This is a genomic window from Companilactobacillus furfuricola (assembly GCF_003946325.1).
Classification (GTDB): Bacteria; Bacillota; Bacilli; order Lactobacillales; family Lactobacillaceae; genus Companilactobacillus; species Companilactobacillus furfuricola.
This window is the reverse complement of the sequence record NZ_RHNT01000007.1, coordinates 29,031-54,672: the sequence shown is the minus strand read 5'-3', so window position 1 is coordinate 54,672 and position 25,642 is coordinate 29,031. Positions and strand designations below refer to the sequence as shown.

At 36.2% G+C, this 25,642-nt stretch carries 44 protein-coding genes and 2 pseudogenes; 7 read left to right on the top strand and 39 right to left on the bottom strand.

Annotated elements, in window-relative coordinates; all coding sequences use genetic code 11:
• Positions 1-10: 10 nt before the first annotated feature.
• The 30 genes and pseudogenes from EKM78_RS03865 to EKM78_RS03730 all read right to left on the bottom strand — a co-directional run bounded on the left by EKM78_RS03865 (position 11) and on the right by EKM78_RS03730 (position 17,044).
• Positions 11-409 carry a hypothetical protein gene (locus EKM78_RS03865; RefSeq protein WP_125769559.1) on the bottom strand — a complete coding sequence of 133 codons (399 nt, stop codon included), beginning with the start codon at positions 407-409 and terminating at the stop codon, positions 11-13.
• The gene (locus EKM78_RS03860) at positions 406-798 is read right to left on the bottom strand and encodes a phage tail protein (RefSeq protein ID WP_125769557.1); all 393 of its coding nucleotides are present in this window, start codon (positions 796-798) and stop codon (positions 406-408) included. Before EKM78_RS03860 ends, EKM78_RS03865 begins: the two co-directional genes overlap by 4 nt.
• Positions 782-1,072, bottom strand: coding sequence for a hypothetical protein (locus EKM78_RS03855; RefSeq protein WP_211334327.1), 291 nt, complete (start codon positions 1,070-1,072; stop codon positions 782-784). Before EKM78_RS03855 ends, EKM78_RS03860 begins: the two co-directional genes overlap by 17 nt.
• Before the next feature lie 26 nt (positions 1,073-1,098).
• Positions 1,099-1,470, bottom strand: coding sequence for a phage head-tail connector protein (locus EKM78_RS03850; protein ID WP_125769553.1), 372 nt, complete (start codon positions 1,468-1,470; stop codon positions 1,099-1,101).
• Between the two features lie 9 nt (positions 1,471-1,479).
• A complete protein-coding gene (locus tag EKM78_RS12520; protein ID WP_164507190.1) occupies positions 1,480-1,638 on the bottom strand; it encodes a hypothetical protein in 159 nt (52 codons plus the stop codon).
• Between the two features lie 67 nt (positions 1,639-1,705).
• Positions 1,706-2,587 carry a hypothetical protein gene (locus tag EKM78_RS03845; RefSeq protein WP_125769552.1) on the bottom strand — a complete coding sequence of 294 codons (882 nt, stop codon included), beginning with the start codon at positions 2,585-2,587 and terminating at the stop codon, positions 1,706-1,708.
• A gap of 19 nt (positions 2,588-2,606) precedes the next feature.
• Positions 2,607-3,119, bottom strand: a complete 513-nt coding sequence (locus EKM78_RS03840) for a DUF4355 domain-containing protein (protein WP_164507189.1) — start codon at positions 3,117-3,119, stop codon at positions 2,607-2,609.
• Positions 3,079-3,240, bottom strand: a complete 162-nt coding sequence (locus EKM78_RS12515; RefSeq protein WP_164507188.1) for a hypothetical protein — start codon at positions 3,238-3,240, stop codon at positions 3,079-3,081. Before EKM78_RS12515 ends, EKM78_RS03840 begins: the two co-directional genes overlap by 41 nt.
• Positions 3,241-3,379: 139 nt before the next feature.
• Positions 3,380-3,598, bottom strand: coding sequence for a hypothetical protein (locus EKM78_RS03835; RefSeq protein ID WP_125769548.1), 219 nt, complete (start codon positions 3,596-3,598; stop codon positions 3,380-3,382).
• A gap of 5 nt (positions 3,599-3,603) precedes the next feature.
• Entirely contained in the window at positions 3,604-5,376 is a 1,773-nt protein-coding gene (locus tag EKM78_RS03830; RefSeq protein ID WP_125769546.1) for a minor capsid protein, read from the bottom strand.
• A 2-nt stretch (positions 5,377-5,378) separates the two neighbouring features.
• Positions 5,379-6,749: a phage portal protein gene (locus EKM78_RS03825; RefSeq protein WP_125769545.1), complete on the bottom strand. Its 1,371-nt coding sequence runs from the start codon at positions 6,747-6,749 to the stop codon at positions 5,379-5,381.
• Between the two features lie 10 nt (positions 6,750-6,759).
• Positions 6,760-8,016 carry a PBSX family phage terminase large subunit gene (locus tag EKM78_RS03820; protein WP_125769542.1) on the bottom strand — a complete coding sequence of 419 codons (1,257 nt, stop codon included), beginning with the start codon at positions 8,014-8,016 and terminating at the stop codon, positions 6,760-6,762.
• Complete coding sequence (locus tag EKM78_RS03815) at positions 8,006-8,428, bottom strand: terminase small subunit (protein WP_125769540.1); 423 nt, start codon at positions 8,426-8,428, stop codon at positions 8,006-8,008. The genes EKM78_RS03820 and EKM78_RS03815 overlap by 11 nt, the downstream gene beginning before the upstream one ends.
• A 592-nt stretch (positions 8,429-9,020) precedes the next feature.
• Positions 9,021-9,446 (bottom strand): hypothetical protein, encoded by a 426-nt coding sequence (locus tag EKM78_RS03810; RefSeq protein WP_125769538.1) that lies wholly within the window; start codon positions 9,444-9,446, stop codon positions 9,021-9,023.
• Between the two features lie 7 nt (positions 9,447-9,453).
• Positions 9,454-9,885: a hypothetical protein gene (locus tag EKM78_RS03805; protein WP_125769536.1), complete on the bottom strand. Its 432-nt coding sequence runs from the start codon at positions 9,883-9,885 to the stop codon at positions 9,454-9,456.
• Positions 9,882-10,070, bottom strand: a complete 189-nt coding sequence (locus tag EKM78_RS03800) for a hypothetical protein (RefSeq protein WP_125769534.1) — start codon at positions 10,068-10,070, stop codon at positions 9,882-9,884. The genes EKM78_RS03805 and EKM78_RS03800 overlap by 4 nt, the downstream gene beginning before the upstream one ends.
• A gap of 38 nt (positions 10,071-10,108) precedes the next feature.
• The gene (locus tag EKM78_RS03795) at positions 10,109-10,459 is read right to left on the bottom strand and encodes a hypothetical protein (RefSeq protein ID WP_125769532.1); all 351 of its coding nucleotides are present in this window, start codon (positions 10,457-10,459) and stop codon (positions 10,109-10,111) included.
• A 6-nt stretch (positions 10,460-10,465) separates the two neighbouring features.
• Positions 10,466-10,699 (bottom strand): DUF3310 domain-containing protein, encoded by a 234-nt coding sequence (locus EKM78_RS03790; protein WP_211334326.1) that lies wholly within the window; start codon positions 10,697-10,699, stop codon positions 10,466-10,468.
• Positions 10,700-10,715: 16 nt separating this feature from the next.
• Complete coding sequence (locus EKM78_RS03785) at positions 10,716-11,018, bottom strand: hypothetical protein (RefSeq protein ID WP_125769530.1); 303 nt, start codon at positions 11,016-11,018, stop codon at positions 10,716-10,718.
• Positions 11,019-11,129: 111 nt separating this feature from the next.
• Positions 11,130-11,282 (bottom strand): hypothetical protein, encoded by a 153-nt coding sequence (locus tag EKM78_RS12510; protein WP_164507187.1) that lies wholly within the window; start codon positions 11,280-11,282, stop codon positions 11,130-11,132.
• A gap of 2 nt (positions 11,283-11,284) precedes the next feature.
• A complete protein-coding gene (locus tag EKM78_RS03780; RefSeq protein WP_125769528.1) occupies positions 11,285-11,449 on the bottom strand; it encodes a LuxR C-terminal-related transcriptional regulator in 165 nt (54 codons plus the stop codon).
• Positions 11,450-11,460: 11 nt separating this feature from the next.
• Positions 11,461-11,982, bottom strand: a complete 522-nt coding sequence (gene ssb / locus EKM78_RS03775) for a single-stranded DNA-binding protein (protein WP_125769525.1) — start codon at positions 11,980-11,982, stop codon at positions 11,461-11,463.
• On the bottom strand, positions 11,975-12,448 hold the full coding sequence (locus EKM78_RS03770; RefSeq protein ID WP_125769523.1) for a hypothetical protein: 474 nt from the start codon (positions 12,446-12,448) through the stop codon (positions 11,975-11,977). The genes ssb and EKM78_RS03770 overlap by 8 nt, the downstream gene beginning before the upstream one ends.
• Positions 12,448-12,863: pseudogene (locus EKM78_RS03765) on the bottom strand (RusA family crossover junction endodeoxyribonuclease). The gene EKM78_RS03770 and the pseudogene EKM78_RS03765 overlap by 1 nt, the downstream one beginning before the upstream one ends.
• Positions 12,853-13,173, bottom strand: a complete 321-nt coding sequence (locus EKM78_RS03755; protein ID WP_125769517.1) for a hypothetical protein — start codon at positions 13,171-13,173, stop codon at positions 12,853-12,855. The pseudogene EKM78_RS03765 and the gene EKM78_RS03755 overlap by 11 nt, the downstream one beginning before the upstream one ends.
• Before the next feature lie 2 nt (positions 13,174-13,175).
• The gene (locus tag EKM78_RS03750) at positions 13,176-13,943 is read right to left on the bottom strand and encodes an ATP-binding protein (protein ID WP_125769515.1); all 768 of its coding nucleotides are present in this window, start codon (positions 13,941-13,943) and stop codon (positions 13,176-13,178) included.
• Between the two features lie 9 nt (positions 13,944-13,952).
• Positions 13,953-14,801, bottom strand: coding sequence for a Lin1244/Lin1753 domain-containing protein (locus EKM78_RS03745; RefSeq protein WP_125769513.1), 849 nt, complete (start codon positions 14,799-14,801; stop codon positions 13,953-13,955).
• A gap of 9 nt (positions 14,802-14,810) precedes the next feature.
• The gene (locus tag EKM78_RS03740; protein WP_125769511.1) at positions 14,811-15,623 is read right to left on the bottom strand and encodes a PD-(D/E)XK nuclease-like domain-containing protein; all 813 of its coding nucleotides are present in this window, start codon (positions 15,621-15,623) and stop codon (positions 14,811-14,813) included.
• Complete coding sequence (locus tag EKM78_RS03735) at positions 15,589-16,401, bottom strand: recombinase RecT (protein WP_125769509.1); 813 nt, start codon at positions 16,399-16,401, stop codon at positions 15,589-15,591. Before EKM78_RS03735 ends, EKM78_RS03740 begins: the two co-directional genes overlap by 35 nt.
• A 4-nt stretch (positions 16,402-16,405) precedes the next feature.
• Positions 16,406-17,044 carry an NUMOD4 motif-containing HNH endonuclease gene (locus tag EKM78_RS03730; RefSeq protein WP_125769611.1) on the bottom strand — a complete coding sequence of 213 codons (639 nt, stop codon included), beginning with the start codon at positions 17,042-17,044 and terminating at the stop codon, positions 16,406-16,408.
• 138 nt (positions 17,045-17,182) lie between these two features.
• On the opposite strand from EKM78_RS03730, the gene EKM78_RS03725 reads away from it, so the two are divergent.
• Positions 17,183-17,503 carry a hypothetical protein gene (locus tag EKM78_RS03725; protein WP_125769507.1) on the top strand — a complete coding sequence of 107 codons (321 nt, stop codon included), beginning with the start codon at positions 17,183-17,185 and terminating at the stop codon, positions 17,501-17,503.
• Between the two features lie 266 nt (positions 17,504-17,769).
• On the opposite strand, the gene EKM78_RS03720 is transcribed toward EKM78_RS03725, so the two are convergent.
• Together EKM78_RS03720 and EKM78_RS03715 are read right to left on the bottom strand one after the other, a co-directional pair.
• Positions 17,770-17,970 carry a hypothetical protein gene (locus EKM78_RS03720; protein WP_125769505.1) on the bottom strand — a complete coding sequence of 67 codons (201 nt, stop codon included), beginning with the start codon at positions 17,968-17,970 and terminating at the stop codon, positions 17,770-17,772.
• Between the two features lie 39 nt (positions 17,971-18,009).
• Entirely contained in the window at positions 18,010-18,276 is a 267-nt protein-coding gene (locus tag EKM78_RS03715) for a hypothetical protein (protein WP_125707466.1), read from the bottom strand.
• 46 nt (positions 18,277-18,322) lie between these two features.
• Here EKM78_RS03715 and EKM78_RS12505 point away from each other — a divergent pair, with 46 nt between their 5' ends.
• On the top strand, positions 18,323-18,535 hold the full coding sequence (locus EKM78_RS12505; RefSeq protein ID WP_164507186.1) for a hypothetical protein: 213 nt from the start codon (positions 18,323-18,325) through the stop codon (positions 18,533-18,535).
• On the opposite strand, the gene EKM78_RS12500 is transcribed toward EKM78_RS12505, so the two are convergent.
• Genes EKM78_RS12500 through EKM78_RS03700 form a run of 4 tightly spaced genes read right to left on the bottom strand, consistent with a single transcriptional unit; the run spans position 18,532 to position 19,832 of the window.
• The gene (locus EKM78_RS12500) at positions 18,532-18,669 is read right to left on the bottom strand and encodes a hypothetical protein (RefSeq protein WP_164507185.1); all 138 of its coding nucleotides are present in this window, start codon (positions 18,667-18,669) and stop codon (positions 18,532-18,534) included. The two genes, EKM78_RS12505 and EKM78_RS12500, sit on opposite strands and share 4 nt — an antisense overlap.
• The gene (locus EKM78_RS03710) at positions 18,662-18,859 is read right to left on the bottom strand and encodes a hypothetical protein (RefSeq protein WP_057766046.1); all 198 of its coding nucleotides are present in this window, start codon (positions 18,857-18,859) and stop codon (positions 18,662-18,664) included. The genes EKM78_RS12500 and EKM78_RS03710 overlap by 8 nt, the downstream gene beginning before the upstream one ends.
• A gap of 11 nt (positions 18,860-18,870) precedes the next feature.
• Positions 18,871-19,596: a phage antirepressor KilAC domain-containing protein gene (locus tag EKM78_RS03705; RefSeq protein WP_125769503.1), complete on the bottom strand. Its 726-nt coding sequence runs from the start codon at positions 19,594-19,596 to the stop codon at positions 18,871-18,873.
• 32 nt (positions 19,597-19,628) lie between these two features.
• Positions 19,629-19,832: a helix-turn-helix domain-containing protein gene (locus tag EKM78_RS03700; RefSeq protein WP_125769501.1), complete on the bottom strand. Its 204-nt coding sequence runs from the start codon at positions 19,830-19,832 to the stop codon at positions 19,629-19,631.
• Positions 19,833-20,084: 252 nt separating this feature from the next.
• On the opposite strand from EKM78_RS03700, the gene EKM78_RS03695 reads away from it, so the two are divergent.
• From EKM78_RS03695 to EKM78_RS03675, 5 genes are all read left to right on the top strand, one after another.
• Complete coding sequence (locus EKM78_RS03695; protein ID WP_125769609.1) at positions 20,085-20,402, top strand: helix-turn-helix domain-containing protein; 318 nt, start codon at positions 20,085-20,087, stop codon at positions 20,400-20,402.
• 1 nt (position 20,403) lies between these two features.
• Complete coding sequence (locus tag EKM78_RS03690) at positions 20,404-20,808, top strand: ImmA/IrrE family metallo-endopeptidase (protein ID WP_125769499.1); 405 nt, start codon at positions 20,404-20,406, stop codon at positions 20,806-20,808.
• Between the two features lie 55 nt (positions 20,809-20,863).
• The gene (locus EKM78_RS03685) at positions 20,864-21,436 is read left to right on the top strand and encodes a DUF5067 domain-containing protein (RefSeq protein ID WP_125769497.1); all 573 of its coding nucleotides are present in this window, start codon (positions 20,864-20,866) and stop codon (positions 21,434-21,436) included.
• Between the two features lie 53 nt (positions 21,437-21,489).
• Positions 21,490-22,650 (top strand): tyrosine-type recombinase/integrase, encoded by a 1,161-nt coding sequence (locus tag EKM78_RS03680; RefSeq protein ID WP_125769495.1) that lies wholly within the window; start codon positions 21,490-21,492, stop codon positions 22,648-22,650.
• Between the two features lie 213 nt (positions 22,651-22,863).
• Positions 22,864-23,310, top strand: a complete 447-nt coding sequence (locus EKM78_RS03675) for an Rrf2 family transcriptional regulator (protein WP_125769493.1) — start codon at positions 22,864-22,866, stop codon at positions 23,308-23,310.
• A 44-nt stretch (positions 23,311-23,354) separates the two neighbouring features.
• Here EKM78_RS03675 and EKM78_RS13050 read toward each other — a convergent pair.
• The 3 genes and pseudogenes from EKM78_RS13050 to EKM78_RS03665 all read right to left on the bottom strand — a co-directional run.
• Positions 23,355-23,798, bottom strand: a pseudogene (locus EKM78_RS13050) (MFS transporter); the annotation flags it as partial.
• A gap of 15 nt (positions 23,799-23,813) precedes the next feature.
• Positions 23,814-24,746 carry an MFS transporter gene (locus EKM78_RS03670; RefSeq protein ID WP_245994771.1) on the bottom strand — a complete coding sequence of 311 codons (933 nt, stop codon included), beginning with the start codon at positions 24,744-24,746 and terminating at the stop codon, positions 23,814-23,816.
• 28 nt (positions 24,747-24,774) lie between these two features.
• Positions 24,775-25,554 carry an MBL fold metallo-hydrolase gene (locus tag EKM78_RS03665; protein WP_125769491.1) on the bottom strand — a complete coding sequence of 260 codons (780 nt, stop codon included), beginning with the start codon at positions 25,552-25,554 and terminating at the stop codon, positions 24,775-24,777.
• Positions 25,555-25,642 lie beyond the last annotated feature (88 nt).

The following is a 25,642-nucleotide window of genomic DNA, read 5'->3' as shown; positions in this document are numbered from 1 at the left end:
TAACTCTCCTTTAAATTATTTCAAAATGTAAATTCATGATTCCATGTAAGAGGATTTGACCCTCAACACTGTAATCTGTAATGAGCCTTGTTTCTGATCGTTGCATATCAAAAACAGTCGTGTAATTCTTGGTACTTTTAATTTTTACCGCCTCGTGTAAGAAGCCATTCATCATATTGGATATAACTGCACGATTGCTTGCGTTATTCCATAAATCAATATCAAGTTCTAAATTGCCATCTAAGCTGTTTTTCGTGCTATCAGGTGTAAGAGAAGTATCTCCAATAATAACGAACGGGTAAGGTGCGTTTTCCTCTTCGGTAGGCAAATAGTCGTAGGTGTCATACCCTTTATTTGTCGAATATTTAAAAAAATAATTGAATATTTCTAACTCTGGGGAAAATATCATGATCCTTCTGCCGCCCTTTTTATTCTTTCCAAGAAGACTGGATAAATCGTATCTAATGCAGGCTTCAATGTCGGCTCTTTCGCCATGTATCGAGTTCCAAGTTCAACGTACTGGAAATATTCGGTTTCCGGTCTAATTATTCCTTTTAACCCGTTGTCCTCGAAATAAACATTCGTCATTCGCTTAGTTTGACCTGTTGAAATTCGCTTACCTGCCTTTGAACCGCTCTTATAGCGCTTGTTGTACGTTGTTCCCATGTTTCTTTTGGTTTGTTCTTGTACTTCTACTGTGGATTTTCTGACCGCCTTAATAACATCTTTCATGTCTGCTTGTTCAGTGAGTTTGGCTTTTGCTTTATTGAGTCCGACAAATTTAACTTTCATTCCCATAGGACCACTCCACTTGGAAGCTCTTAACTTTTAACGTTGGAGTTTCAAATTTCTTGATCCAATGAGTTGAATCGTTTCCAATCAGCAAAAAAGACCAGTTGAAATTAATGTTTTCAGCTAGTCTTATTGTCTTTGTATTTAAGTTGTAATTACCAAAAGCCTCGACATTTCTTTGAACCCCATTGCTTGTAACATTTGCCCAACATTCAAATACAAGTTTTGTATCTGGCTTATGTCCCCCGGTTTCTGGATCATACTTATTACCAGATTCCATATAAAACTTTATAGGAATGTCGTATCTCATTTCATTCTCCCCATGTGATATGGATTCAAAAATTTAATTGTAGGTTGTGGGTTCTCCGAGTTTTCTTTTAGATAATTGGTAATATCATCTTCAAATCCTGCAAAGTCATCACCATTGAACGTAATGCTTTCACCGTCCTGTGAATACGATGTCATTCCCTCGTTACTCATTCGGTTATAGCGTCTGATTGAAACTTCAAACAAAATGAACTCTAGCGAGCTTGGAACGTCTTCACTGGTCAAATGTAACTTAGACTTCAATCGTTGTGTTGTTCGCTTGATAATGAGGTTTAATAGCTTGTCACGATCATCACTCGTAATAGATAGAGCGGTTTTAATGTCATCTAAAAGCGTTGTTTCTTCTGCCATGTCTGCCTCCTACCCTTTTGTTTTGAAAGTTGATGAATGAATTACTTTTTGGCCTTGTCTAATTTCAATAACTTGTTCCGTACCTGCTTTAAGACCTTTTAGATGGGCTTTATCTCCCTTTTTAAAGCCTTTTATAATTAGTTTGTTATTGCAGTATAAGTCTGCCATTTAAACACCCCTAACGTCTGCTGTCGTCTTAGTAGAGTTGTCTACTTCAACGCCTGCCACTTCGGGACTAGCTGGGAGAATCTGTGCCTGCTTCGGTTGCAATAGTTGAAACAATAATTCCATCTAATCTTTCAGGTAACAATAATAAGGCGTCTGCAACGACTGATTCATATGATAGTGAGTCATTTTTAGGTTCATGAGCGATTCCAACCAAACCTGTTTGATCAGTAGTGAAATTAAATGCTTGTGACAATGATCCACCATTTAGTGTTGCAAAGAACAAATTAAGGTTTTGAGAAGCTGTAACGTAAACTGTACCGGCAGGAACATTGTTACTCATAATAATTGTGTTAACGCCGAGAAAGTTTTGAATGTATGTCATACCAAAAACAGTTTGTACTGTGACAGGTGCTGACCCTACATAATCATAAAAATCAATTGGGTTAACCAATGCTACGGAGGTAATGTCTTCGTCTTCAAAAGCAACTGCAAGTTGTCCAAGACCTTTAGCAAGTGATTGTTGGAAACCATTTCCCTCAGCCTTTCCTGTACCATTTGCAAATTCATCGAACAAATCTTTTTTGATACGTTTTTGAATTGCCTTCAAAAGTTCTGAATCCGTCTCTGCAACTGCACCTTGGAATCCACTTGATTGAATTGCTTCCGCTGTTACATTCTTGCGCCACTTGTTAAAGGTTAATTCCTTAGTGTCTGATAGTTCTTTTTTGACTTCTGACAATGGAATAACTTCACCTTCGGCAACCTTTTCGTCAGCTAGAGTAACAGTTGATTTATAAATCTTAACTGTTGAGCCCAATGCAAGAGCCTGTTTTCTTGTAATGCCAAGTACATTGATCAATGTTGTTAAACCTTTGTTGAATTGTTCAACAAAATCAACTGATTGTGGAATTAACTTGTCTTTTAATACTGTGTTTCCGTCTACTGCCATGGTATCCATGACCTCCTAATTATTTATATTCCGGGAACAAGCTCATATTCTCGGCAATCTTTTGCTGTCTTTCAACTGGATCAACAATTTGCATAATCTCATCACGTGTAATTGTTTGAGCTTTTCCAGTAACTCTTGGGGTTGTACCTTTTGTTAGTTCCTTGGTCGTCTCTTCTTTAATCAATTCCGCAAATTTAACCAATTTACTAACGTTTGTTTTAGTGCTGTCAGCTTCCGAAGTAGTAACAAGGTCTAAAGCCTCATCATTCGCCGTTATCCCTTGTTCTTTAAACATTGAACTTGCCGTATCACGCATTTTATATGTTGCGAGTTCTGCTCGTGCTTCGGCTGCTTCTTTTTGAATCTTTTCCAATTCATATTTTTGTTTCTGTTCGGAGTTCATTTTTGCCAACTTCTTAGCTTCGTCAACTTCGTGCTGCTTCTTTTCCCGTTCTTTAGCAAGTTTCTTTTGAATTAAAGTATTGACGTCCTCATCGGTATATTTTTTTTTCACCGGCTTTTTCTTGGCCATCGTTATCATTTTTATTATTTTCTTCCGGTGTTTCTACACCTGTATTCTGTTCATCATTATTCAATCCATCTATTGGCGTTGCTTTGCTGTCGTTATCCATAAATAAATTCCTTTCGTCCATAGCTTTTAACGTGGATCAATGCTTGCACATTCCATATCTTTTAAAGTGATAAATGCTTGCACTTTGCTACACCATAGCTTTTTACGTCTTCAATGCTTGGACGTACAAAAAAAGCACCCAACCTTATTTGGTTGAATGCTTAATACAAAATATTTGGATCTAACGGTGGTAATGGGTCGTCATCAGCAATCATTTTATCAATTTCTTTTGCTAATACCTCGGCATCTTTTTTTGTAATGATTCCCGCTTGTTCCCAACCTTCCCAATTTTGAACAGGGAAATCATCTTTAAAATATTTTTCATATTTTTGAGTTGCTTTGTCGAAAATATCTCTTGCCTCATCTTCAATATATATCACTAATATCACCTCTTATTGATTTCCTCAATCATCTTCCAATACTCATCTACCGATTTTGGCATGTATTTTTGTAATACCTTTAATGATAGGGGATTTACTGCAGCTGATTCAGTCATATGTGCAATAAATTCTGTTTCAGCCATTCCGTTGTGTTTCCAATACTTAGAACCATGCCCATATCTCAGTGGATATGCACCGAAATACCCCGTTGATTCTAACATATCAGAAAATGAACTATATACTTTATATTTTGTATCTTCGGGCAATTGATCCATTTCTTCTCGTACCATATTTAAAAACCCTTGTTTCGCTATTCTCCGTTGATCGTAACTCATTCCATCACTTGAACCACCAAAAATTGCATTGTCCATATCTTCTTTAATAACCTTGCGAAAATTGAATTTATCACTAGAGGACGTTTGAACCGTAGTTATTGGTGTTTCTAAAATCTGTTTGTTATAAAGTTTTGTTCGTTTTACAAGCCCCGTTGTTCCCCTGCCATTTTCATAGAACTCTTTTATTGAATAATTGTCAATTGCATGTCCCATTTCATGGAATCCAGTTTGATAAGCAAAATTACCTTCGTTCTCTTTCCATCTACTCTTGAGCATATGAACAGATTTATCCGATGGCGCATAATATGCGGGTTTTTTCCTACTTCTATTTGGTTTAAAACTAAATTGATCTTGATAACGATTAAATACTTGTTTTAGTCTTGGATCAAATTCTTTGGAGTTTACAATCTTATCAAAGCCTGTTGAAATATCTTTGCCAACGATTTTTTCCATATCGTCTGAATGAAAACCTTGTTCCGACATCTTATTATTCTTTGATTCTTTTTGTTGCTTTAATTCTCTCTCTTTTGGTGTCGGAGGCTCATTCCAATCATCATCAACAGTAACGGTTGAGCAACGGCAATTGGGATGTACAGGAATATCAGGGGCGGGATTATCTCCATCTCCCATCAATTCAAATACTTTATTGTCTAGCGGTTTGCATACAGAACATGCTGTCGGTTCCGCAATCCATTTTACTTTGTCAAAATCATTTTCCATATACAAAATACGACTGTATTGATCCGCAACCCTGGCTGACTCAGTTCTAGCAATCCGAGAAGCCGCATAACCAGCATTCTTTATCTTATCATCAATCAGCGACCGGAGACGTGAACTCAATTGATCAGCATTCATACCCATTACCAAACTACGTGTAATGATATTGTCTAGTTCGTTTTTCAACACGTCTTGGTTCGTCCAAATTCTGTCCGAGAACTTTGCTCCGTGATATGAACTATATATCAACGCTTCCATTCTCCGTTCTGTCATCTTTGGCACCGTGTCACCTAGAATGCCAGCCTGCCGAACTCGCTCAGAACTTATCTCTTTAACAAGTCGCTCACTTAGCTTGTCGCCTATTTCATCTGTTTCTGCCAAGAGATCAACGCCAATTTGACTTTTAAGCATTTCCAAACGATTAATTCGCATAGTCGCATTGTAAATCCTCAACCTTTCATTTGCCTCGTCCGAGAAGTCCTGCTCCTCCACCATCTTTTTTGCAGTGTCTTGAAATCCTTTAACATCAAAGTTGGAAACTCGTTTTTTCGCTTCATCTATACTGATACCCTCTTTGTTTGCATATCGTGTATAGAATTGAGATATATCTTTATCTATTTTGTCTAATGATTTGTTATAGATTCCATCTATCTGCTTGTCAAAATCAATGTCTTGTTTTTGTTGTTGATCTATCCACTCACGCTCTCGCTTTTCCCAATATCCCATAATTATTCACCTTGTTCACTGGTTGTTGAATCGTTAAATCCGTAATCAGTCGCAGGGTTATTGTTAACTGCGTTTCTTGTTTGTTCGTTTTGTTCTTCTTGAATGCGAGTGAGTTCAGTTTTCGGATCGTCAACAACAGAAAGAGTGGACAACGCTGTTTCAAGCGATGTAACACCAATCATATTCTTTGCTGTTTCTGCTTCCTCTGCAACGTTGTTAGGAATATTACGGGTAAATCTGAACGTTATGTCCATAGGTTCGCCATAGGGCAATTGAACGCCTAAAACTGAAAACATTTCACGTAAGTTCTGTGTAAATTTACGTTCTTTGTTAACAGCAAGGTTACTCATTGCCTGCATTTTGTATGCTAGTGCCGTTCCGCTTGTTGAGCTTCCGAATACATCATCACTTATATTGGCTATCATGCTGATTTGATAAATCATGGTTGTTAGACGATTCAAAATATTCTCTTGGTTTCCATCTGCGTCAGGCTTTTCTAAGAATTTTGCGTCAACATCGTATTCACTACCTGCATTCTTGGTAACAATCAAACGGTTTTGCTTGATATTAATTTGTTCGTCCTCTGACAAATCAAAGTTCTTTAGGAATAAATAAGCATGAGCAAAGTAATCAATATCATCAAGTTTTGCACTGAACGCCTTATCGTATGCATGAATCAATGTGATTACAGAATCAAATACGCCTAACCGTTCCTCATTATCAAAAAACTCCACAGCGGGAACCTTGCCCTTAAAGACCAATGGCTGTGAATCTTTAATTACAACGTCATCAATGTATGTGAATGAGTCAGCTCTGTCAGAATAATATGCCGTCCCAGTGATTTCATCTTTTCCGTTCTTGCCGTATGTGACAAATACGATTGGCTTTTTATTAATTGTATCGTCGTAAATCATGAACGATTGATCAGGTGAAATAGTTGCTGTCTTTAGTTGACTGTTCTCATTGTTGAATGCCAACATATACGATTTGCCGTAAATACTAGACTGTTTTGATATTTCACTGAGCTTGTCGACAAACGAATTATCATTGATCCATGACTGCAATACTTTGTCTTTTTCTTGGTCATCAACTTTGATTGTTGGTGGGATACCAATAAAATAACCATTCAATGTATCAACTAAATTCTTTGGAAAGTTGACAATTAAATGGTTGTTGTCTTGCATATTCTGGGCAATTTCATCATCAAACGCCTTTGTCTTGCCTTTATACTTGTTCATTTTGTCTTTGTATAACTGCTCGTAGTTTGTTTTGTGATAGTTGATAAAACTTCGTAGGTCTTCCCTTGTGAACTCTTCGTTAACAGGGAAAAGATATTCATCGTTATCACTGACGATTCCTCGTTGTAGTAACATTTGCTACCTCCTAAAATAATAAATTTCTGTGTACTTTTGCTTGTACTCTTCCATTTCCATTGATTTCCTCAACAGCATAACGTGTTGCGTCTGCCCAGTGGTTAAACATATCAACGGGCTTATTTGTGTATTCGCCTGTCTTCTTATCCTTTAGCCACGTATAATTCTCAAGTCCTTCAATCACATGGGAACAACGATCATCAACTACAAAATGATATTGTTGCAGGAATTGAATACCTTGAATGATTGAATCTTTACCCTTATTTGATTTTCTAACTCTCTCAATTCCATTCCTGCGTAATTCATCAATACTTTTAGGCTCTGCTGCGTCTGCTGTGATAACTTCCTTTGCATAGCCTATTTCCTTAATAACATCTGCTATTTGATTGTTCATCATTCCGGTTTTGCTGTATTCCTCAAGAAAATAAATGTTCTTTTCCTTTTGGTCTACCTTTACATGAATGAAAAACGAGGGATCATTGGTGTAACCAAAATCAAGTCCGAACATACTAGGAATATCCTGCAATGCTGGATCATTGATGTTTAAACGCTTAGTTTCGTAATTGGGAAAGATTAATTTATCAAGTGTTGCAAACTCTCCCAATGCATAAATTCGATACCAAACGGGATTGGTTACTTTAAACCGTTCAATATTCTTTTTGGTTGTTTCATCAACAAACTTATTATCTTTGTAGCTCGACTGATGGATAATTGTGTCCGGCTGTTTCTGATTGAAAAAATATTGATATACCCAATTTGCTTTGGACACAGGGTTAAACATCAAATAGATTTGTTTCTTAACGTGTTTCTTTTCACGGACACGTAACGTTAACTGGTCGTAGTCCTCTTGACTGAACTCGGTAGCCTCTTCCATTACAACGTCTGAAAGTCCCTTGATTGACTTAATTTTCTCTTGGTCGTCCATTCCCTTGAACAGAAACATGGCGCCGTTTGGCAACGTTATTTCAAAGTTCGTTTTATTAACTTTACAATACGGCAATAGCTTCCATTCCGAAAGCCTTATAATTACGTCTTCATAAATTGAATCACGTAACCGACTGCCGACTTTACGCAAAAATAAAATTTTGCGGGGATACTTCCAATTTTGCAACGCCTTTAAAACAACCTTTTGAACAACCCCGTGAGATTTACCGCTTGCAGCACCTCCATACCATACTTCCGTAAAGTGTGAATAATCGTTTAAGCTGTCAAAAACGGGGCGATTAAATTCAAGTTGTGGACGTTCGAAATTTAAATCAATCTCCATTTTCTTCGTAATCTCCAATATTGATCTTGATTGTTCCATTTCCCGTCGTATTGATATTGTCGGTAAATAAGGCGTGTCGCTTACCGATTAATTCAGCCGCCTTAATTCTATCCTTGGCAGTAACCTCAACGTCTGTATATAAGCCCTTCGCAGTTGCTACTGTTTCGGTGGTTTCGCCGCTCATTGTCTTAGAAAGGAATTCCATGACTTCGGTGGCGTCTGCAATGCTTTCACTATGCATTGAGTCAACTTGCTTTTGTATGGCCGTTTGAATGTTAGCTTTTGTTAGTAGTTTGCTTGCTGTCACACGAGCAGATTTTTCACTGTAACCAGCTCTAATCGCCGCTTGTGTGGCGTTTAAATCTTTTATGTACTCATCTACGAATTTTTGTTGTTGTCTGTTTAAACTCAATTTTTACCACCTCCAAGCATTTTTATTTTGGGTAGCAAAAAAGCACCCCGCTATTAACGGAATGCTTAATTGTCGCAATAGGCTCCGTAGAGTATCTACCACTTGCAAAATGGTTAGGCATGGAATCGAACCATGCACTTCATCTATTCCTAAGCCCCTACTTCTATGTCTGTGTCGAACAGACTCCCAAACAGATGTCAGATAATAGCGTTTAACCTTTTCGCCACTAACCACAAGCAACCCCGACGGTGTACATGTACACGATTTAGAACGGGGTCAAAGTAACTAATAATTTGAAAAGGTCAATTAAGACCTATGCGAGCCTCGGGAATCGAACCCGAGCATAGAAATGTTATAAGAAAAAAGGTATTGGTATTTTTAGGAGGAAACCGCCAGTACTCGCCTAATAAAAACAGTGACCGTTATCATAAGTCACTGCGTGAAACTTGTCGTTTTTATTGTTGTTTTTTTAAAGATTGGTTCTGCTTTTACCGTCTCTGCTGACTCTATTTTTTCATGATCTTGGCATTTTGCCAAAAATCTATAGTACTAATTTACTACTGGATTGGGGTAGAAAACCACCTGTTTTGTTCTACTCTTTTATTCCTTGTATATCCGCCAGAACTTTCAACAGACGATATCTCTTTTTGTAAATCATTGCCACAGAGAAATGCATGATATCAGCTATTTCCCGCCAACTGTAATAGTTACTGGATAAGAACCTCAATTTATATATTTCATATTGTTGGTTGTCCTGCTCAAAAATTTTTACAGCTTTAGAACAGTTCTCTTTTAACGCCAACTTGGTTTGTAGTTCTGTATCTGACATATGTCTAAACATTATGCTCTCAGGTTCTTTACTTATTTTCGAGCCACGTCCACCGCCAATATTTGTGTCTGATTCTTGCCACGGAAAGTCCAATACTAGCATTCTTCGAGCTATTTCATCATTGATGGTCTGATAATCCTCTAACTGTTGCTCTAAATATTTTAATGTCGCTTTCCTCAACTTTTCCATATGTCACCTATTCAACTTTTTTTTCTTCAAACATATCGATATTTAAGTAACTGTCTTGAAGTAAATTCATAACTTGTTTTAGCGTTAAAAATTTATTTTCTTTTGGAATTGAAACGTCATTGATATTTGTTCCAAGAATTGGAGTTCCCTCAATGTTGTCTTCAAACAAATATATCTCTTTCCCTGATCTTTGAGTGTTATTTGATTTTAATCTCCAAAGGTACTGTGGTTTAAAAAAAATGCCTTCACCTCTCCAGTAATCAACCATATCAAAAATTACCTGTTGCGGTGTTTGTGATTGCATATACTTATCTCTCAAATACGTTTGGTCGTCATCATCGTATAAAACATCGATAACATCATCAAAATCATTTTTATGGCTTTTGTGCCATTCCAATTCTTCAATTTCGGGATCAGTCCAATCTTTAATAACTCTCATTCTTCTTCACCCTCTCCCCAACTATTCCAATATCCTTGATTGGTATTCTTATCAACTTGAATAGAATTTTTGCGAATTGACAAAAGTAAATTATGGAGATTAGCCCCGTGACCTTTGCCTTCCAGAACATCAATAGCTTGTTTCATTTCTAGGATTAATAATTGATTACGTTCACTCTTTTTCATTCTTCTACTTCCTCCAATCTGTCTGTGCTGCGGTTTAATCATTTTTCCACCTCATATAATTTTCTTCCACACGAAGGACAACATTTAATGGGAATTACGATATGTGCCCGTTCTATGAATTCGTCATCAATTTGTTCAATGACTAAATTTTTGCCTTCTATATACAAAGAAGTATGCAAATCCGTATCAGCACATACAGATTCGTTGAAATCAATTACAAATGCCCTTAAATTTTTCGGGTCACAATACTCACATGTTTCTGGTTGCAATTCCGCAATAGCTTTATCACAAGCCTGTACACCTGTTTCATAATCATCAGAACCTTTTAGTAAGTCCCGTGCAATAATCTCACGGGCTGTTTTCATTTTTTCGATTACGTCATACGCCATTTTCATTTATTCTCCTTTGTAGGAATTGACCAACCAGTCAATATATGTCTTTGCTTTTTCACCATCTTGTTTTGGATCATCTTTATTTCCCAAACGGTAAATATATTTCAGAGCTGACCCTCTCAAATACCCTTTGAACTCGTCTGAGCTCATTGCCTCCATTGCTTGAATAACTTCAATTTTGCCTCTGTTGTAATGGTCCGGGTGTTTAACGTTAGCGTTCAATTCTTGATTGTCCATTGTTGCTTGTTTCCCCCTATTCTCCGTGCTTCTTTTGATAATATTTTCTAGCTCGAACTCTTTTTGTAATTACTTGCCAGGTTTCATCGCTAACCAAGCCTTTTTGAATTGCCATTCCTAAAACTTGGATATGTAAACTAAACATTTTTCCAATATCGGTTTTGGTTGTTCCTTTGTCCAATTCGTTTTGAATTTTTTCCCAATCATAGTCTTTTAAACGTCCCATCAGTTCTAACTCTCTGCGTTCCTTTTTGTGCAGTTGAGCCATTATGGATTGTCGCTTTTTCCGTATTTTTTTCCATTTAGTATCATCAACCAAATTGTGATCAATTCCATTTTTTAAACTGCTAAGCGAGATACCATTCCTATTGGATATCGCTGTCTTTTTAGTCCTTGATCAAAGTCTGATTGAATAGATTCCCAGTCGTACTTATTTTTTTGCATAATAACTTCCATAGGTCTCGTTTTTATACCAATTATGTATTTCCAATAAAGTAGGGTTATCTTCTGGAACAGATAAAAGGTCATATCCGAATTGTCGTTCTAAACTGTATACTTTTTCTAATGCCTCTTTTTTATCCATTTTTAAGCACAAAAGTCACTCTCGTTCTGCAACTCCCTTTCGTGTTTTCTGTTATATGAATTTAGTTCAAGAACGGTTTTGTCTGATATTTTCATTGCGTCTGCAATTTCAATAAATGAATATCCATTTACTCTCATTTGAAAAACTGCTAAATTTTCATCAGTCATGTTCGTTCCTCCTAAAACGGTAAATCATCGTCTGTGATGTCAGCTTGTTGTGTGGACTCGTTCTCATATGTTCCGTTCTTATTCATGCCGTTAACTTCTTCATATGTCTTTTCTTTTGACTCGCTGCCTTGTGTTGTCAACTCAGTTGGTTTTGCTGATGGTTGTGCATTGCTTGGTTGTCGTTGCTCTTTATTTGCTGGTTGATGATTGCTTGATTTTGGTTCAAGTAATGAAAAGTTCTCTGCTAACACCTCAGTAACAAACACTCTGTTTCCTTGATCGTTTTCATAGTTCCTTGTTTGAATACGACCATCAATCCCAACTAATGAACCCTTGTGAGTAAAATTGGCAAAATTTTCCGCTGCTTTTCTCCACATCACACAATTAATAAAATCCGCCTCACGCTCTCCGTCTGCGTTTGTATATGTTCTATTAACGGCGACGGTAAAACTTGCTACGGCGTGCCCATGTGCTGTATATCGCAATTCTGTGTCTCTTGTTAGTCGACCCACCAAAACTGTTCTATTAATCATTGTCTGTGCCTCTCATATCTGAGACTTCATTCAAAATCTTATAAATGATCATCTGCTTAAATTCTTCGGGTAAATCAGAGAATTGTCCTTTTACGGGGATACTTTCTGATTCTTCCATGTTTGGAGTTTTAATATTCATTTTTTCAACAAGATCGTTTTTAATTTTGTCCTCAGCTGCTTTTGTCAAACAATCGTCTATTAAAGTTCCTAATTCGGCGCAAAGATATTCGAGGTCAATATCATCAACCTCTATATTAAGTTGATGTGTCTCTATTTGATGTGTCTCTATTTGATGTGACACTAGCTGGATAGCTAACAATTTTGGTAAGATGTCACATGAATCATTGCCTTCATAACATGTAACTGCATCTTGATCCTTAACGGTGCTAATAAAAGTAAATGGTTGATCATCGTTAATAGCCTTTCGCAAGCCGTTTATAACTTCCCTGTCTGTATATGCTCTCATTATTTAATTTCCCTTTTTTTATTTATAGTTGATATTTTGACTTCCACTCTTGGACATTCGTCGTAATCTTTTACTGCATTGATCTCGACAATTTGACCATCATCAAACCATGCGCATTTGAGACCATCAAAAACCGATTTAATATAATTATCCAAGTCCGATTTAATTGCCGGCTTTACTTCGTGGATTGCCCGCCGTTCGTGCTCTTTTTTTGATATTGATTTTTGAATGCTTCTGTAAAAATGTAATTCTGCTTTCAAAGGTTCGCCCCGGTCAAAAAGTTGTTCATTATTAAATTCTTTTCGATATTGTTCTTCGATGTTTTTTTATATTCTGCATATTTTGGTGGGGTGTATGTTCCCCGTCTCGTGACTCTAGGCCTTTGCGCCGCGACTGGTTCACCCTCAATAGTCATTTTTAAAAACATTCTCTTTAATCTCCTTCAAAAGCCAATTCATATTGAGTAGTTCTCCATCGATTTGTTTATGCACCGTTTCAAGCTCTGAAATAGCCATAATTAAATGTTCCTCAATATCCGTATTACCTCGATAATCAGAAACATCGTTTGAAAGTTGGTTATACCGTTCATATATGACTTTTAAATATTTGATTTGACTTAGGATAGGATCATGAATAATCAAAAGTTGGTTATTCGCATAAGCAAGGCTGTCTTTTTCCACGTTTTGAATTATTGGTAGCTCTGATATAAATTTTTCTGTTTCCATTTCTAAACCTCCCTCCTGTCTTTACCACCAAACACAATTACATTCTCAGGTTTTTTGGTAAGTAATCGACTTATTATTTTTCCGTTATACATTCGTTGCAATTCACTACCTGTATTGTTCGTTGTAATAATGTTCGCTTTGTTTTTTCGATAGTCAGCAATTCGGAATAGTACTTCCTGTGTGAATCTCGTAGCAGGCTGTATATCTGCACCTGTCACGAAGCTTGTTTCACTTCCTAGGTAATCAAGAACCAATACATCACATTTTTGGATACACTTTTCAATTCGATAAACGTCATTTTTTTCAATATTGTATTTATCTGTAACGGCTTGGCGTTCTATATTGATCAACATTTCAACACTTACAAACAAACATGAAATGTCAGTTTCTAAGGACTTTAATCCGTTCAAAATGCTAACTGCCAACATGGTTTTGCCTCTTCCGGTTTTACCAGTGAATAGGTAGTTCGATGTATTGCCTTTATATATTTCATTTGCGATATTTCGAGCCTGTAAGAGTTCTTGTTCTTGCTCCGGTGTATCTGTATCAAAGTCATCAAAAACGCTTTTCAGATCATCAATATCACTAACAAGCGAACTGTTAAACATTCGATATTTCTCTTGTGACTTATATCTTTTGGTTATGTTAATCTCGTCTTGTTTTCGCCGTTCGTCCATGTCGATATTCTTCAAGTTATCCCAATCAATGTTGATGTCTTTTTTCTTGAGGTCTGCCAACAGTTCACTCATGATTGTTCCTAAGTTCTCCATTTCGCCCTCCTAGTATGGTAATTTGTCCGATTCATCAACAGAATATGGTTCATTCTTGGCCTTCGGTTTTTGTTCTGCCTTTACATTGCTTAACGTGAACAAGCTATGATCAAGCCAGTTTTTTAAAATCCCATCTGCATAATTCCAAGACAGTTTATTACTAAGAGCTGCCTTTTCAATTGCGAGTCGAACAATCTCATTGGCTTCAATTTCATTAGTTCCTTGATTAACAAAGTCATTGATTCGATATTCTATGTTTTGTTGTACAAATGGATTTAGTACCCCAATGTTTTGTTGATACACTGTAAGAGTTTTTTGAAAAGCAACAGCAGGTGACTCTATTTCTTTACTCTGCTTTTCTTTACTTTTCTTTTCTTTCCTTTCCTTTACTTTACTTTGTGTACTAATGTCATCATTTACCTCACTTGAACTAGGGTTATTGTCAACATTAACTACACTTGAAACTAGGTTATTGTCATCATTAACTAAATAACGTAATTTTGGTTGTTCTTTTCGTCTTTTTGTAGCTTCTAAAAACGTTGCTTGAACTCTCTTGCTTGTGAGAGTTTGATACTCCTCAAATGCTTCTTCGCTGAATGTGTCATAGGAAATCAGTCTATTGATTAGTTGATCCATTTTTTCAATAGTCATTCCGTCAATTCGATTTACCAATTGCATTTGACTCAACCTATCCCACTTCAAAAAATAACCATTCCGATAGATAGCCGATAAGAGGTAAAGAAAAGCAACAACACCCTCACTTCCAAACTCCCCCATGATTGCTTCAACTTTTTCATTTGTTGGAAAATCAACGTCGAGTGGAAAGTAATCCATGCCGTTTTTAATAGGTCTTGCCATCTTGCTCTCCTAACTAATAAGGTTTTCCATGCTTGTAATTTTCCTTAGTGTCGCAGTTTTTCGACAATAAGCGCATTTACCACAACGTATTGGTACTTCAAATCCGCTCTTTACTTTTTCAAATCTTGGTTGAAGTATTTCAATCTCTTCTTGGGCCTCTGCTAGTCGCTTCTTAGGAATCGAGATAACAGCCTTTGCGGGTATTTCTTGTTTACTTACTGCAATAATATAAGGTGTACACATGACTCCATATTGTTGATAAATTAATTGCTGGTATACATACATTTGCAACGGATAATTATATTCGTCCATAAATGATTGCCACATATGTTTTTCTTCGTTCCAATATTTACGGTCTATTTCCCTAGTTGTTTTTAAATCAAGAAATATTTTGCGGTCTAGGTTCAAACAATCAATTTTGCCTTTCCAATTAACGCCTTCAATTTGGCCTTTAACGATTGCCTCTTTCTTACCCTGATAAAGATTATTAAACATTGGATCATCAGCAAGCGTTGCAATCATTGAGTCAGCAATCTGATAGTCTTTTAACAGTGTGCCCCGCTTTGTGAACATGTCACTTTCGTGTTGTTTAATGAAATTCTCGTGAGCCGTATGGCTTTCAATGTAAGAATGCAAGTAATTGCCAACCAATAGAGCTTTTTGGTTCATATCTGGTTTGTATATATCATTTAGCTGTGCTACAGTTGCGGTCTCACATTTTTCAAAGTTCTTGAAAAAAGTTGCCGATTGATAATACCTATCTGATTCAATTGAATAATATGTTTCTTTATTCAGAGTCTTTTGAATTGGTTGTCGAGTCATTGACATTTACCTCCGTTGCACTTCCATTGATCAACTGACTAACATCAGTTGCGGGTTCTTGCTCTTGTACTTCAATATCTTTAATGTCGTTTGCGCTGATTGTCGTTGCGTGCTCGTCGCTTTCGTATGCTTTTTGCATTTCCACGCTCATTGGTCCCCATTTACTGATTAAATTTCTTAGAACCGTTTTGAGCGCCATTGCGTCGAAATTAGTTGCCCAAACACCACTCGGTTTTGACTTTCCACTCATTTTTGAAAAACTCTGTCTGTGATCATCAATTTGTTTACGAGTCCAATACACAGTTTTTTCAAAGCCACTAGTTAACTCAAAGTAACCAACGTATCCAACGGGTTTTTCAGAGGAATCACGATCCTTAAAATGAGGTTCATAATCCAATTGCTCGGTTAACGGGTTGTAACTTTGAAACTCGTCTTCATACACTGCGACGGCGTTCAGATGTTTGTACTGTCCGGTTCTCTGTGCCAATTGGATATATCCTTTGTAACCCATCTGAGGTTGTGCCTTGCCGCCGTATGGAACTAACCACATGTATCCTAAGTCTTGATTAATTGGCAAATCTAAACTGGCTGCCACCATAGCCGAGGCAACGACGCTCATTTGATCAACATTCTTCAAAGATTGATTACTATTCACAACATTAATAAGTGATGTAACAAATTGAGCTGATTTGTTACCTAACACAGATTCAAATTTTTCAACGATCTTTGGTTCTTTTACTAATGTCTGGATTGGTAATTTTGCTAAATTGTTTACCATTTTTTTATCCCCTTTTTCTTATTGTGTTAAAATGTACATATGATTTTTTTGAAGTATTCCGGTCCTTTGTCATTGCAGTGGCAAGGGACTTTTTTTGTTCTTCATATAATTCGTTTATATCTTTTGTCGGAACTCGTACAAAGCCCCATCGGCCAACTTTTACAACTCGAGGATATTTATTTGAACAGCATTTTGTAATTCCTCCGTATGCAAGACCGGTCTTTGCGGCAGCGTCCGTACAATTATCAAAAACCCCTTGTATAGTTCCGTTCTCGTCAAACCATACTATTGAAGTATCCTTTACTGAATAATCAAGTTGATATGGTTTACGTCGTCTGGAATTCTCTCCAATTGTGATCCACTCTAAATTTGTTGCTCTGTTATCAAATTCATTTCCATTCAAGTGATCCACAACCAGAGGAATATTTGACTTTGGCTTGTAACAAAATAACTCTGCAACTAGTCGATGGACGTCATACGTTTTTATCCTGCCTTTTCCATCTTTAAACGTCGTTTTTAAATACAATGTTCTTGGTCCGGGTCTTGATAACTTTCTGATTTTTCCTGTTCCAGTGTTCCGTACACGTCCAAAATCTGAAACCTCATAGCGTTCAAACTCTGGAACTGGTTTCCAATGTTCCATTGATTACCACCTATTTTCTTGTCCGTTTGTTTCTTTTGTTTGTGTTAATGATCCATATGCAGATTCGTTTTGTAACCATTCGTCAAAACCGTCCATTGGTGTCACTCCTTTGGTATAATTTTTTTGAGGTGCTTGTTTATGAAACTAAATAAAACTGATGAAAAGGTATTAAAATATTTCATTCATGCAAAGGGTTCGAATAGTTTTGTGGATCGTGAGAAACTGAAAATTCCAGAATCTATTTCAGATGATGATATTCATGAATCTATTTCCGTCTTAGAAGATGCAGGATTAATTAAGTCCTTCGGCAAGGATTACACATACCGAATAGAACCGGATGGATTACGTTATTTTGATAGTAAAGAACAATTAAGAAAATCATTGATATTTTGGAAATTCGTATATCCCGTTTTTGCGTTTATCCTTGGTGGCTTGGTCAATCAATTTTTATTTCATTAAGATTAAGATTTCGGAAACTACTATCCCCATTAGAAACCAAAATAGAAGTATGAAAATCTTTTCTTTCTTACCCATTCCATAACACCTCCGGTCTAACGATGGTCATCTCGTTTGTTGCAATCTTTACCAATTTGATAAATAAGCCACTTCATGATTTTTACGTTGAATATCGGAATAAGAAGAAATGATCCGATTAAAAAAATCAACACAATAATCCATTCAATAAAATCTAAAATAATAACACCTTCCATAACACCTCCGGGTGTTTATTTTTTTGTCTTCGAGTAAATATTTGTTCTGAAATTCTCGTTTCCTGCTGTGTCTTCTTTTTCAAATCCATAAAAATCAGTCGTGTTTTTCAATATTCCCTTTAACGTTTTAAATTTAATAAATAGATATGTCGCAACGCTTGAAAATATTGCTATGAACATTGCGTCAAAAATAATTGTTTCAATTGCTAATTTCATGATTCCCTCCAATTTTTACTGTTCCCACGGTCTTTTTAATTAATTTTGTAAAATGAATTCGTCTAATTCTGGTTTGTAATAAAGCGTTATTCCTTTGATAGTATGTTTTGGCAAACCTTCCAAAATGAACTTATCAAAAGTGTTATTTGAAACGTTTAGGTACTTTACTGCCTCGTATTTCTTCATATATGGTTTGGCAATCAGTCCGTTATCTTTTTTAAAGTCGTCAACAGCTTTTCCAACCACTCCATAAACTGATTTCATCAATTCGTGTTCTTGCTGTTCGGTCAAAGTTATTTCCATCATTCGGCCTCCTGTTTGATAAACTCTCCTTAGAAAGGAAGTGTTGATAATGAGTAAATCTGGTATAAACTTTTCTGGTCTGAAAAAATTTGAAAAATCTATAAAAAACTTAGACACAGAACAAGTTTTTCTTGATGGTTTAAAGAGGGCACATAATGAATTTGAATGTGTTAATTGTGACAAAAAGTTTGAAGTTCATTCTCCACAATTTGAATGTCCTCAGTGCCACACCACTTATGACTATAAGATCAAGAAGAACTAGATTTTTTGAGCCAGCTCATCTGCCAATGAGTTGGCTTTTTCTAATTTTTCAATCAATTTATCTACTTTTTTACATAATCTATCTAATGTAGCTTCTGTTTCTGACGCATCAATTTGTATTGTTTCTTTAATCACGTTTTTCACCTTCCTGTTTGTAGTATTTCTTCATTACTTCTAGTGCTGCTATTGATTCGTCGATTAACTCGACATTGGTTGATTCTCGTTTGCGATTGAGATTGAAGATTGGTAAACCTTTAAATAGTGCATCTATGTTCTCGCCTACAATCTCCTGTGCTGTCGAAAAATTCTCGTACGTCACTTTCATAATCATTCCTCCTATCTAGAAATAACTGAGTTATTTTCCAGAAACTTATTAATAAAATATTGTTGGCCCTTACCAGTAACTTTTGGAGTTTTTGTTACTACCGTGACTCCGTCTGAATTAACATGGCTTGACTCTTTAATCTTGAATAAGCCTAAGTCCATCGATTTTTGAGTTGGTGAGTTGTAATCTGCACCCTTGCGCTTAATCAGATAACCGTTGTCTCCCATCCATTGGAATAAACGTCTTGCACCAGTATCAACACCATTACCTTTGATAATCTTTGCTAGGTCTCCAACTAGGATTGTTGTGTGTGATGTAGCTACTGAGTCAGCAAATATTGCCTTAGGTTTCATCACTTCTAACTGTTCCTGCTGGTCTGCTGCTAAACGTAAAGCTTCAGCCATTGTTGATGGAATTTTGAACCCACCTGTTTTGATTTGGTCTTCCATTTTGTTAAAAGCTTCAATGTATTGCATTTTGAATTTAAGAGCTTTCTTGCCTGTGAATCCCATTGCTAGTAATGTGAACCCATCACGGTTCATGTAATACGCCCTTCGTCCTCTTCCATACGTATCAGGCAAATCCGTTACTAAAAACATCTGCGCAAAATTGCGCACATCTTTTTCTAAATCATCAATTGCTCGTAATACGTCTCTATGATTTTTATTAAATGTTTCCGCAACTTGTAAACTGCTAGTTACTGCTTGTTGATCTTTCATAATTACTAAGTTGTTCATTTCATTCATCTCCTTTTTTATATTCGTACTGCCTATATACCGAGGACTTTTTCAATTTGCTTTCGTAATTCTCTAGATTTAGGTGTCATGTCACCTTTGATTGCTCTATTGAGTTGTTGTGGATTAGCGTCAATTTCATCTGCTAATTCGCGTTGGGTCATATGATTCTTAAGAAGCGCAATCTTGATAGAGCTCTCAACCTCATAAGCAGCCTCCGCATATTTTTCTTCTGTCATTTAAATACTCCTTTCTGTTATTTGTTTATCAAGTTGTTGACAGTAATCACACAGTTGTGTACTATAAAGGCATAGCAAATAAACCTTTATTAACGTTTGTTGATTCCTGCTCGCCAAAGCTTATCAACAACCGCTTGTGTTTTTGTTGCTCAATTACTTGATGAATTAATAATAACACAGTTGTGTAATTTGTAAATACTTTTGTGTAATTTTACTGTATTGTTTTTTCATCAAACGTGGAGAATGACTGATATGACAACGTTTGAAAGAATTAAAAAAGTTTCTAAAGAAAGAGGACTTACTTTAAAACAAGTCGCTGAAAAATCTGGAATGAGTACCAACGCTATTTATAGGTACAATCAAGGAGTAAATCCTAAGTACGATTCATTGAGAGCAATCGCAAATACTTTAGGTGTGACCGTTGAATATCTTACTGGTGAGACATCTGATACCGATAAGAAAAAACAAGTTGACCTTGCTGATAATGATGTAATCATGACTTTTGAAGGACGTCCAATACCACCAGAAGATATTGAATTGATGAAACGCTTGTTGCGTGGAGGAGAATAGAATGCTTAACGTCATAATGGCTTCGTTGATGAATAAAGCCATAGACTGTGGATATAGTGTGATTGTTGATAATAGATTCTCAAGTCGTACACCCTCTGCCGTCAATCCGTATACAAAAACAATCGTAGTTAATGGAAGTTGGCACGATCCAGAACAATTACCATTTCAATTGGCACATGAGATGGGGCATCTTATTAATAAGGATGATTCCAATTGTTTATACTTTTCCCCTTCCAAACATGGTATTGAGGGACGTGCGAATAGACAAGCTGTAAAATTGCTGCTGCCTTACTATACCGATGATAGGCCTATAGAAGAATTTAACAGTATTGATTTTATGAGAGCATTTAAAATACCACAATATTTAGAAAATGTAGTTAATGAAGAATTTTACAAGAATTATTAATTTTAAGTCCAACAAGCTGAACGACTTTAAAAGCTGACTATTGGGAGGATTATAAATGAAAACAAGAGGTGTACTATACGCAACGGCTTCACTAGCAGCAATCGCATTATTTGCAACTGGTTGTTCTAGTAACAACGACAGTAAGGACTCATCGAGTAAAAATAATGAAAAGACCGAAAAAGTGACAAAGGCCAAAAACAAAGATGTATCCAATAATAAGTGGACCTACAAAGATGATGTCTTTGACGCTGGAAACCTTACATATAAGTTTACCAAGTCTGAAATTATGGACTCCGTAACAGACGGCAAACAAGTACTCGTTCTTTATACTGATGTGACAAACAACTCTAAAAAAGAACAAGACCCCTCAAATATCTATATGGTTGTTCACGCCTACCAAAAAACTGATACGGCAAACAAACAACTTGATCCCGGAATTGTTGCGTTAGACGAAAACGCAAATAGCCCTCTTCAAACACAAGAGGACGCAATGAATGATAAATTGCTACCAAAGAAAACAACACAAGGAGTTGTATTATTTGAATTAGAAAACACAAATAAAGTAACAGTTAAATTTTCTAATTCTGATTTCAAGAATATTGGATCAAAAACTTATAGTGTTCAATAGCATTTAATTATTCATGTCGTTTCTTCCCTGTTCCCACGGCGGGAGATTAAAATATGACGAAAATAAAAAAATACACAAAAAAAGACGGATCAACCGCCTACAAATTTAATATTTATTTAGGTATTGATCCGAAAACCGGAAAGAGCAAAAGAACAAATCGACATTTTGCAACTCTCAAAGAAGCAAAAGTTGAATTAAAAAAACTAGAGTATCAAGCGACACAAGGAATTACAGAACACAAAGAAACAAATATAACCTTTGAAGAGGTTTATAATGAATGGTTCGAGGGGTATGTGAATACTGTTCGTGAAAGTACATGGTACAAAAAGAAAAAGATTTTTGAAAATCACATATTACCGGCATTTGGCAAATATCGAATTAGATCAATCACTACTGCTCAAATACAAAGTGAGCTAAACAAATGGTTTAAGTCGACTACCAACAATTTCAAACCTTGGTTTTATTACACCAGTGCTATTTTCAAATATGCTATTCAGCAACAGTACATTACTGACAACCCAGCTAAAAGAGTTATCATGCCACGAAAAACTGAACATATTGAAAAAGAACCAAACTTTTGGAATAAAGATGAGTTGAAAACCTTTTTCGATTTTATTGATTCAAAAAAAGAGTTAGAACGTTACACATTGTTTAGAATACTTGCATTCACTGGTATTAGACGTGGTGAATGTTTAGCATTAACGTGGAATGACTTTAACAACACCGAAAACATTTTGCAAATCAACAAAACACTGACGCAAGGTATTGGAGGAAAGCAGATAATTCAAGACACAAAGACAATTAAGGGAACTCGTACCATTCCCCTAGACACAACCACAATTAAATATTTAAACCTCTGGAGAATTCAGGATCGCAAGGAATTGTTGAAAATGGGGTTTAATATTGGTAAAGGTTCACAGTTAATTTTTCATAGTAATACTAATCACTTTAAATCATTAAATACTCCAAAGAAATGGTTAGATTTAATAATGAAACGTGTGAACAGTGAACAAACTTTATTACACCCAATAACCATACATGGTTTTAGACATTCCTACGCAAGTGCATTGTTTGCCTCAGGAGCAACTATTAAAGAGGCTCAAACATTGTTAGGACATGAGGACGCTCAAACAACATTAAACATATACACTCACGTAACAGCAGATCAAAACAAAGAAGCAACGGAAAAACTGGTTAAGTTCCTGAACTTCTAAATGGTACTCAAAATGGTACCTAAGCGAAAAAACAGCCCTTGAGAAGCCTTGTAACTACTGATGTATCGGGAGTTATTAAAATTAGTATCCGATTCCCCTCATCTCCATAGACCACTTTTTAACCAGTGTGTACAGGGTATACCCCTTGCATCACTGGTTTTTATTTTCATCCTTTTTAATACCTTTACCAATTTCCATTAGGAGGTCCACATCATGGCCAAAAATACTAAGCTGAGTGACGCTGTCCATACAATTGCATTGATCGAAATAAATCCATTCGAAAACCTAACTAGTGCCCGCATCGCGAAAAGTATTAATACTAATTCTTCATTTATCCGCCAAATCATGAGCAAATTAAAAAAAGCCGAACTCATTACTAATGTAGTTGGTCACGCAAAGCCAAAGCTCAGTAAACCTGCAAGTGAAATTTCTATCTGGGATATTGCAGTTGCTATTGGTCAAACGAAATTATTATTCGTTGATACACATATCGACCCGAAATGCGGTCCTGGTAAAAACATTCAAGAAACGCTATCTGATTATTACGAGGCAATTGAACTATGTGCTGAACAAAAGATGCGCGATATCAGCTTGCAAGATATCATAGATTCATATGATATTAATTTAAAACAACATCCTGAACTAGCAAAATTTGATTAAAAAAAGATGCTCACATCATTTTGATTGTGAACATCTTTTTTGAATTAACTTGTCGCCCGTTTAATACTGATAAAACGGATCGTTGTGATAATCTCAGCAATAATTGTTAGGATAAGTGCCACGATAAAGGTATTTTTCATCCCAAAAATAAACAAATTATCGAATCCAACCGGATATTTAACAATATGCGTTCCCGTTTTGATACTGATTGACGTAAATAATACCATCGTGGAAAAACTAGTTCCCAACATCATGCCCAAATTTCTGGCCAATGCGTTGATACTACCGGCAATTCCTAGTTCACTCTTGGGGACAGAAGACATGATCACGGAATTATTGGGTGATTGGAATAAGCCCATACCAATACCGTAAAGAAGTGATGTCACAATAAAGACGCTCAACCATGTGTTGATATTAAATCCAATGATCATTATTTGGGCAATAATCAGTGATCCTAATCCAAATATAGTAACTTTTGCTCCACCATATTTATCAGCTAACGTTCATCCCAGTGGGCCAAAGAAAGCGATCGTCAATGGTATTGTTGCCATCAATAAGCCGGCAAAACCTGGGTCAAAATTGCGAGCATTCACTAAATAATATGGAATGATAATATTGTAAAAATATCCAACAATAAATACTAGAATTGCTGATAAAACACCCATTGAAAACTCAACGTTTTTAAATATTTTAAAATTCAACATTGGTTGCTTAGACTTTTGTTCAAAGATAATGAAGCTTGCCAATAAGATGACTGCCACTAATAACTCAAGCAAAACTTCTACTTGGCCATATCCAATACTCTGACCCCTTGAAAATCCAAAAAACATCGTGCTAACAAAAGCAGCAAATAAGACAGTTCCCAAATAATCCAGCTTAGCTTTTGTTTTAGGTCGATGGGATTTCGGTAGAGAAACTTGACCTAACCAAATTGCTATTAACCCGATCGGTACATTGATCCAAAAAATATATCTCCAAGATGCGATACTTAAAATCAAGCCACCGAAAGATGGTCCAGCAATAGAACCTAGCGCAAATGCGGTAGCTAAGATCGATAGTGACCTTCCTCGTTGCTTCTCTGGAAACAGTGCTGTAGTAATACCAAAATTATTGGACATTGTCATTGCGGCTCCTAAAGCCTGGATGCTTCGACTAAAAAGCAGAAATCCAAAGCCAAAATTAAGTCCAGCCGTAATTGATCCAATTAAGAATATAACCGTTCCAATTCTGAAAATTTTGATTTTACCAACCAGATCGCCCAATTTTCCAAAAAACATTAATAAGCTGGTAATCACCAGCAAATAAATGATCACGATCCATTCAACATTATTAACTGTTTGGTTTTGTTCTTTAGCGATTATTGGCATGGCGATATTAACGATCGATGAATCTAATGAGGTCATAAATGAAAAGATAGCCAATGCAATAAGAGCCATTATATTTTGTTTATTAGATTTAATATGCTTATGCCTCCCAAGTTTCACCGTCAGATGGGATCAATAATGAGTCATCAAATCCCTTGTCCTGTGCAAATTTTTTTAACATTGAACGAGTCACCGTACCATGATTGACCGCATCCATATGACTAGCGATCAATTTGGCAGAAGGCAATAACTGATGGATCTTTAAGACATCTTCTTGATCCAAAATCAATCTACCTTCTTTAAAGCCATTGCCACCAGCATTAACAACGATCAATTCTGGTTGATATTTTTCCAAGCTTTCTTTCAAGCCATCAAACCAAATTGTATCTCCAGTGAAAAACAGACTTTTTTCTGATTTAGCAGTGAATAAGACTCCCATTGTTTTACTAGTATTAAAATCTTTCTCCAGAACGTCTTTAACATCATTGTTTTCATAGTGTTTGCCTTGTGTTGGCTGGAGTCTAACTCCATGAAAATCGATGGCACTATCCAAAATTCTGACATCTTTGAATCCTGCATGAACAATTAAGGTTCTATCTGGCTCACCTTGAACAAAGATAGGCATTTCTTTGTCAATAACCTCTTCAGCCTTTTGATCCCAGTGATCAATATGGTCATGAGTAACGATCACCGCATCGACTCCATCCAAGATTTCCTCAAGTGACATTGGTAATTCGACGATTGGATTTCGTTCAGTATTACCTTGCTGATTACTCATTGGTTCATAAGTCCCTTTGTCCGCCAACATCGGATCAATTAAAAACGTTGTTCCATTGAATTGTAATTTGACTGTTGCATTTCTAATTTCTGTAGCTTTCATAATTAACATTTCTCCTTGCTGTATATTTTATTTTAACATCACAAAGAATAACAGCCCGATTTACAGTTGTCAACCAAATTGCATAATT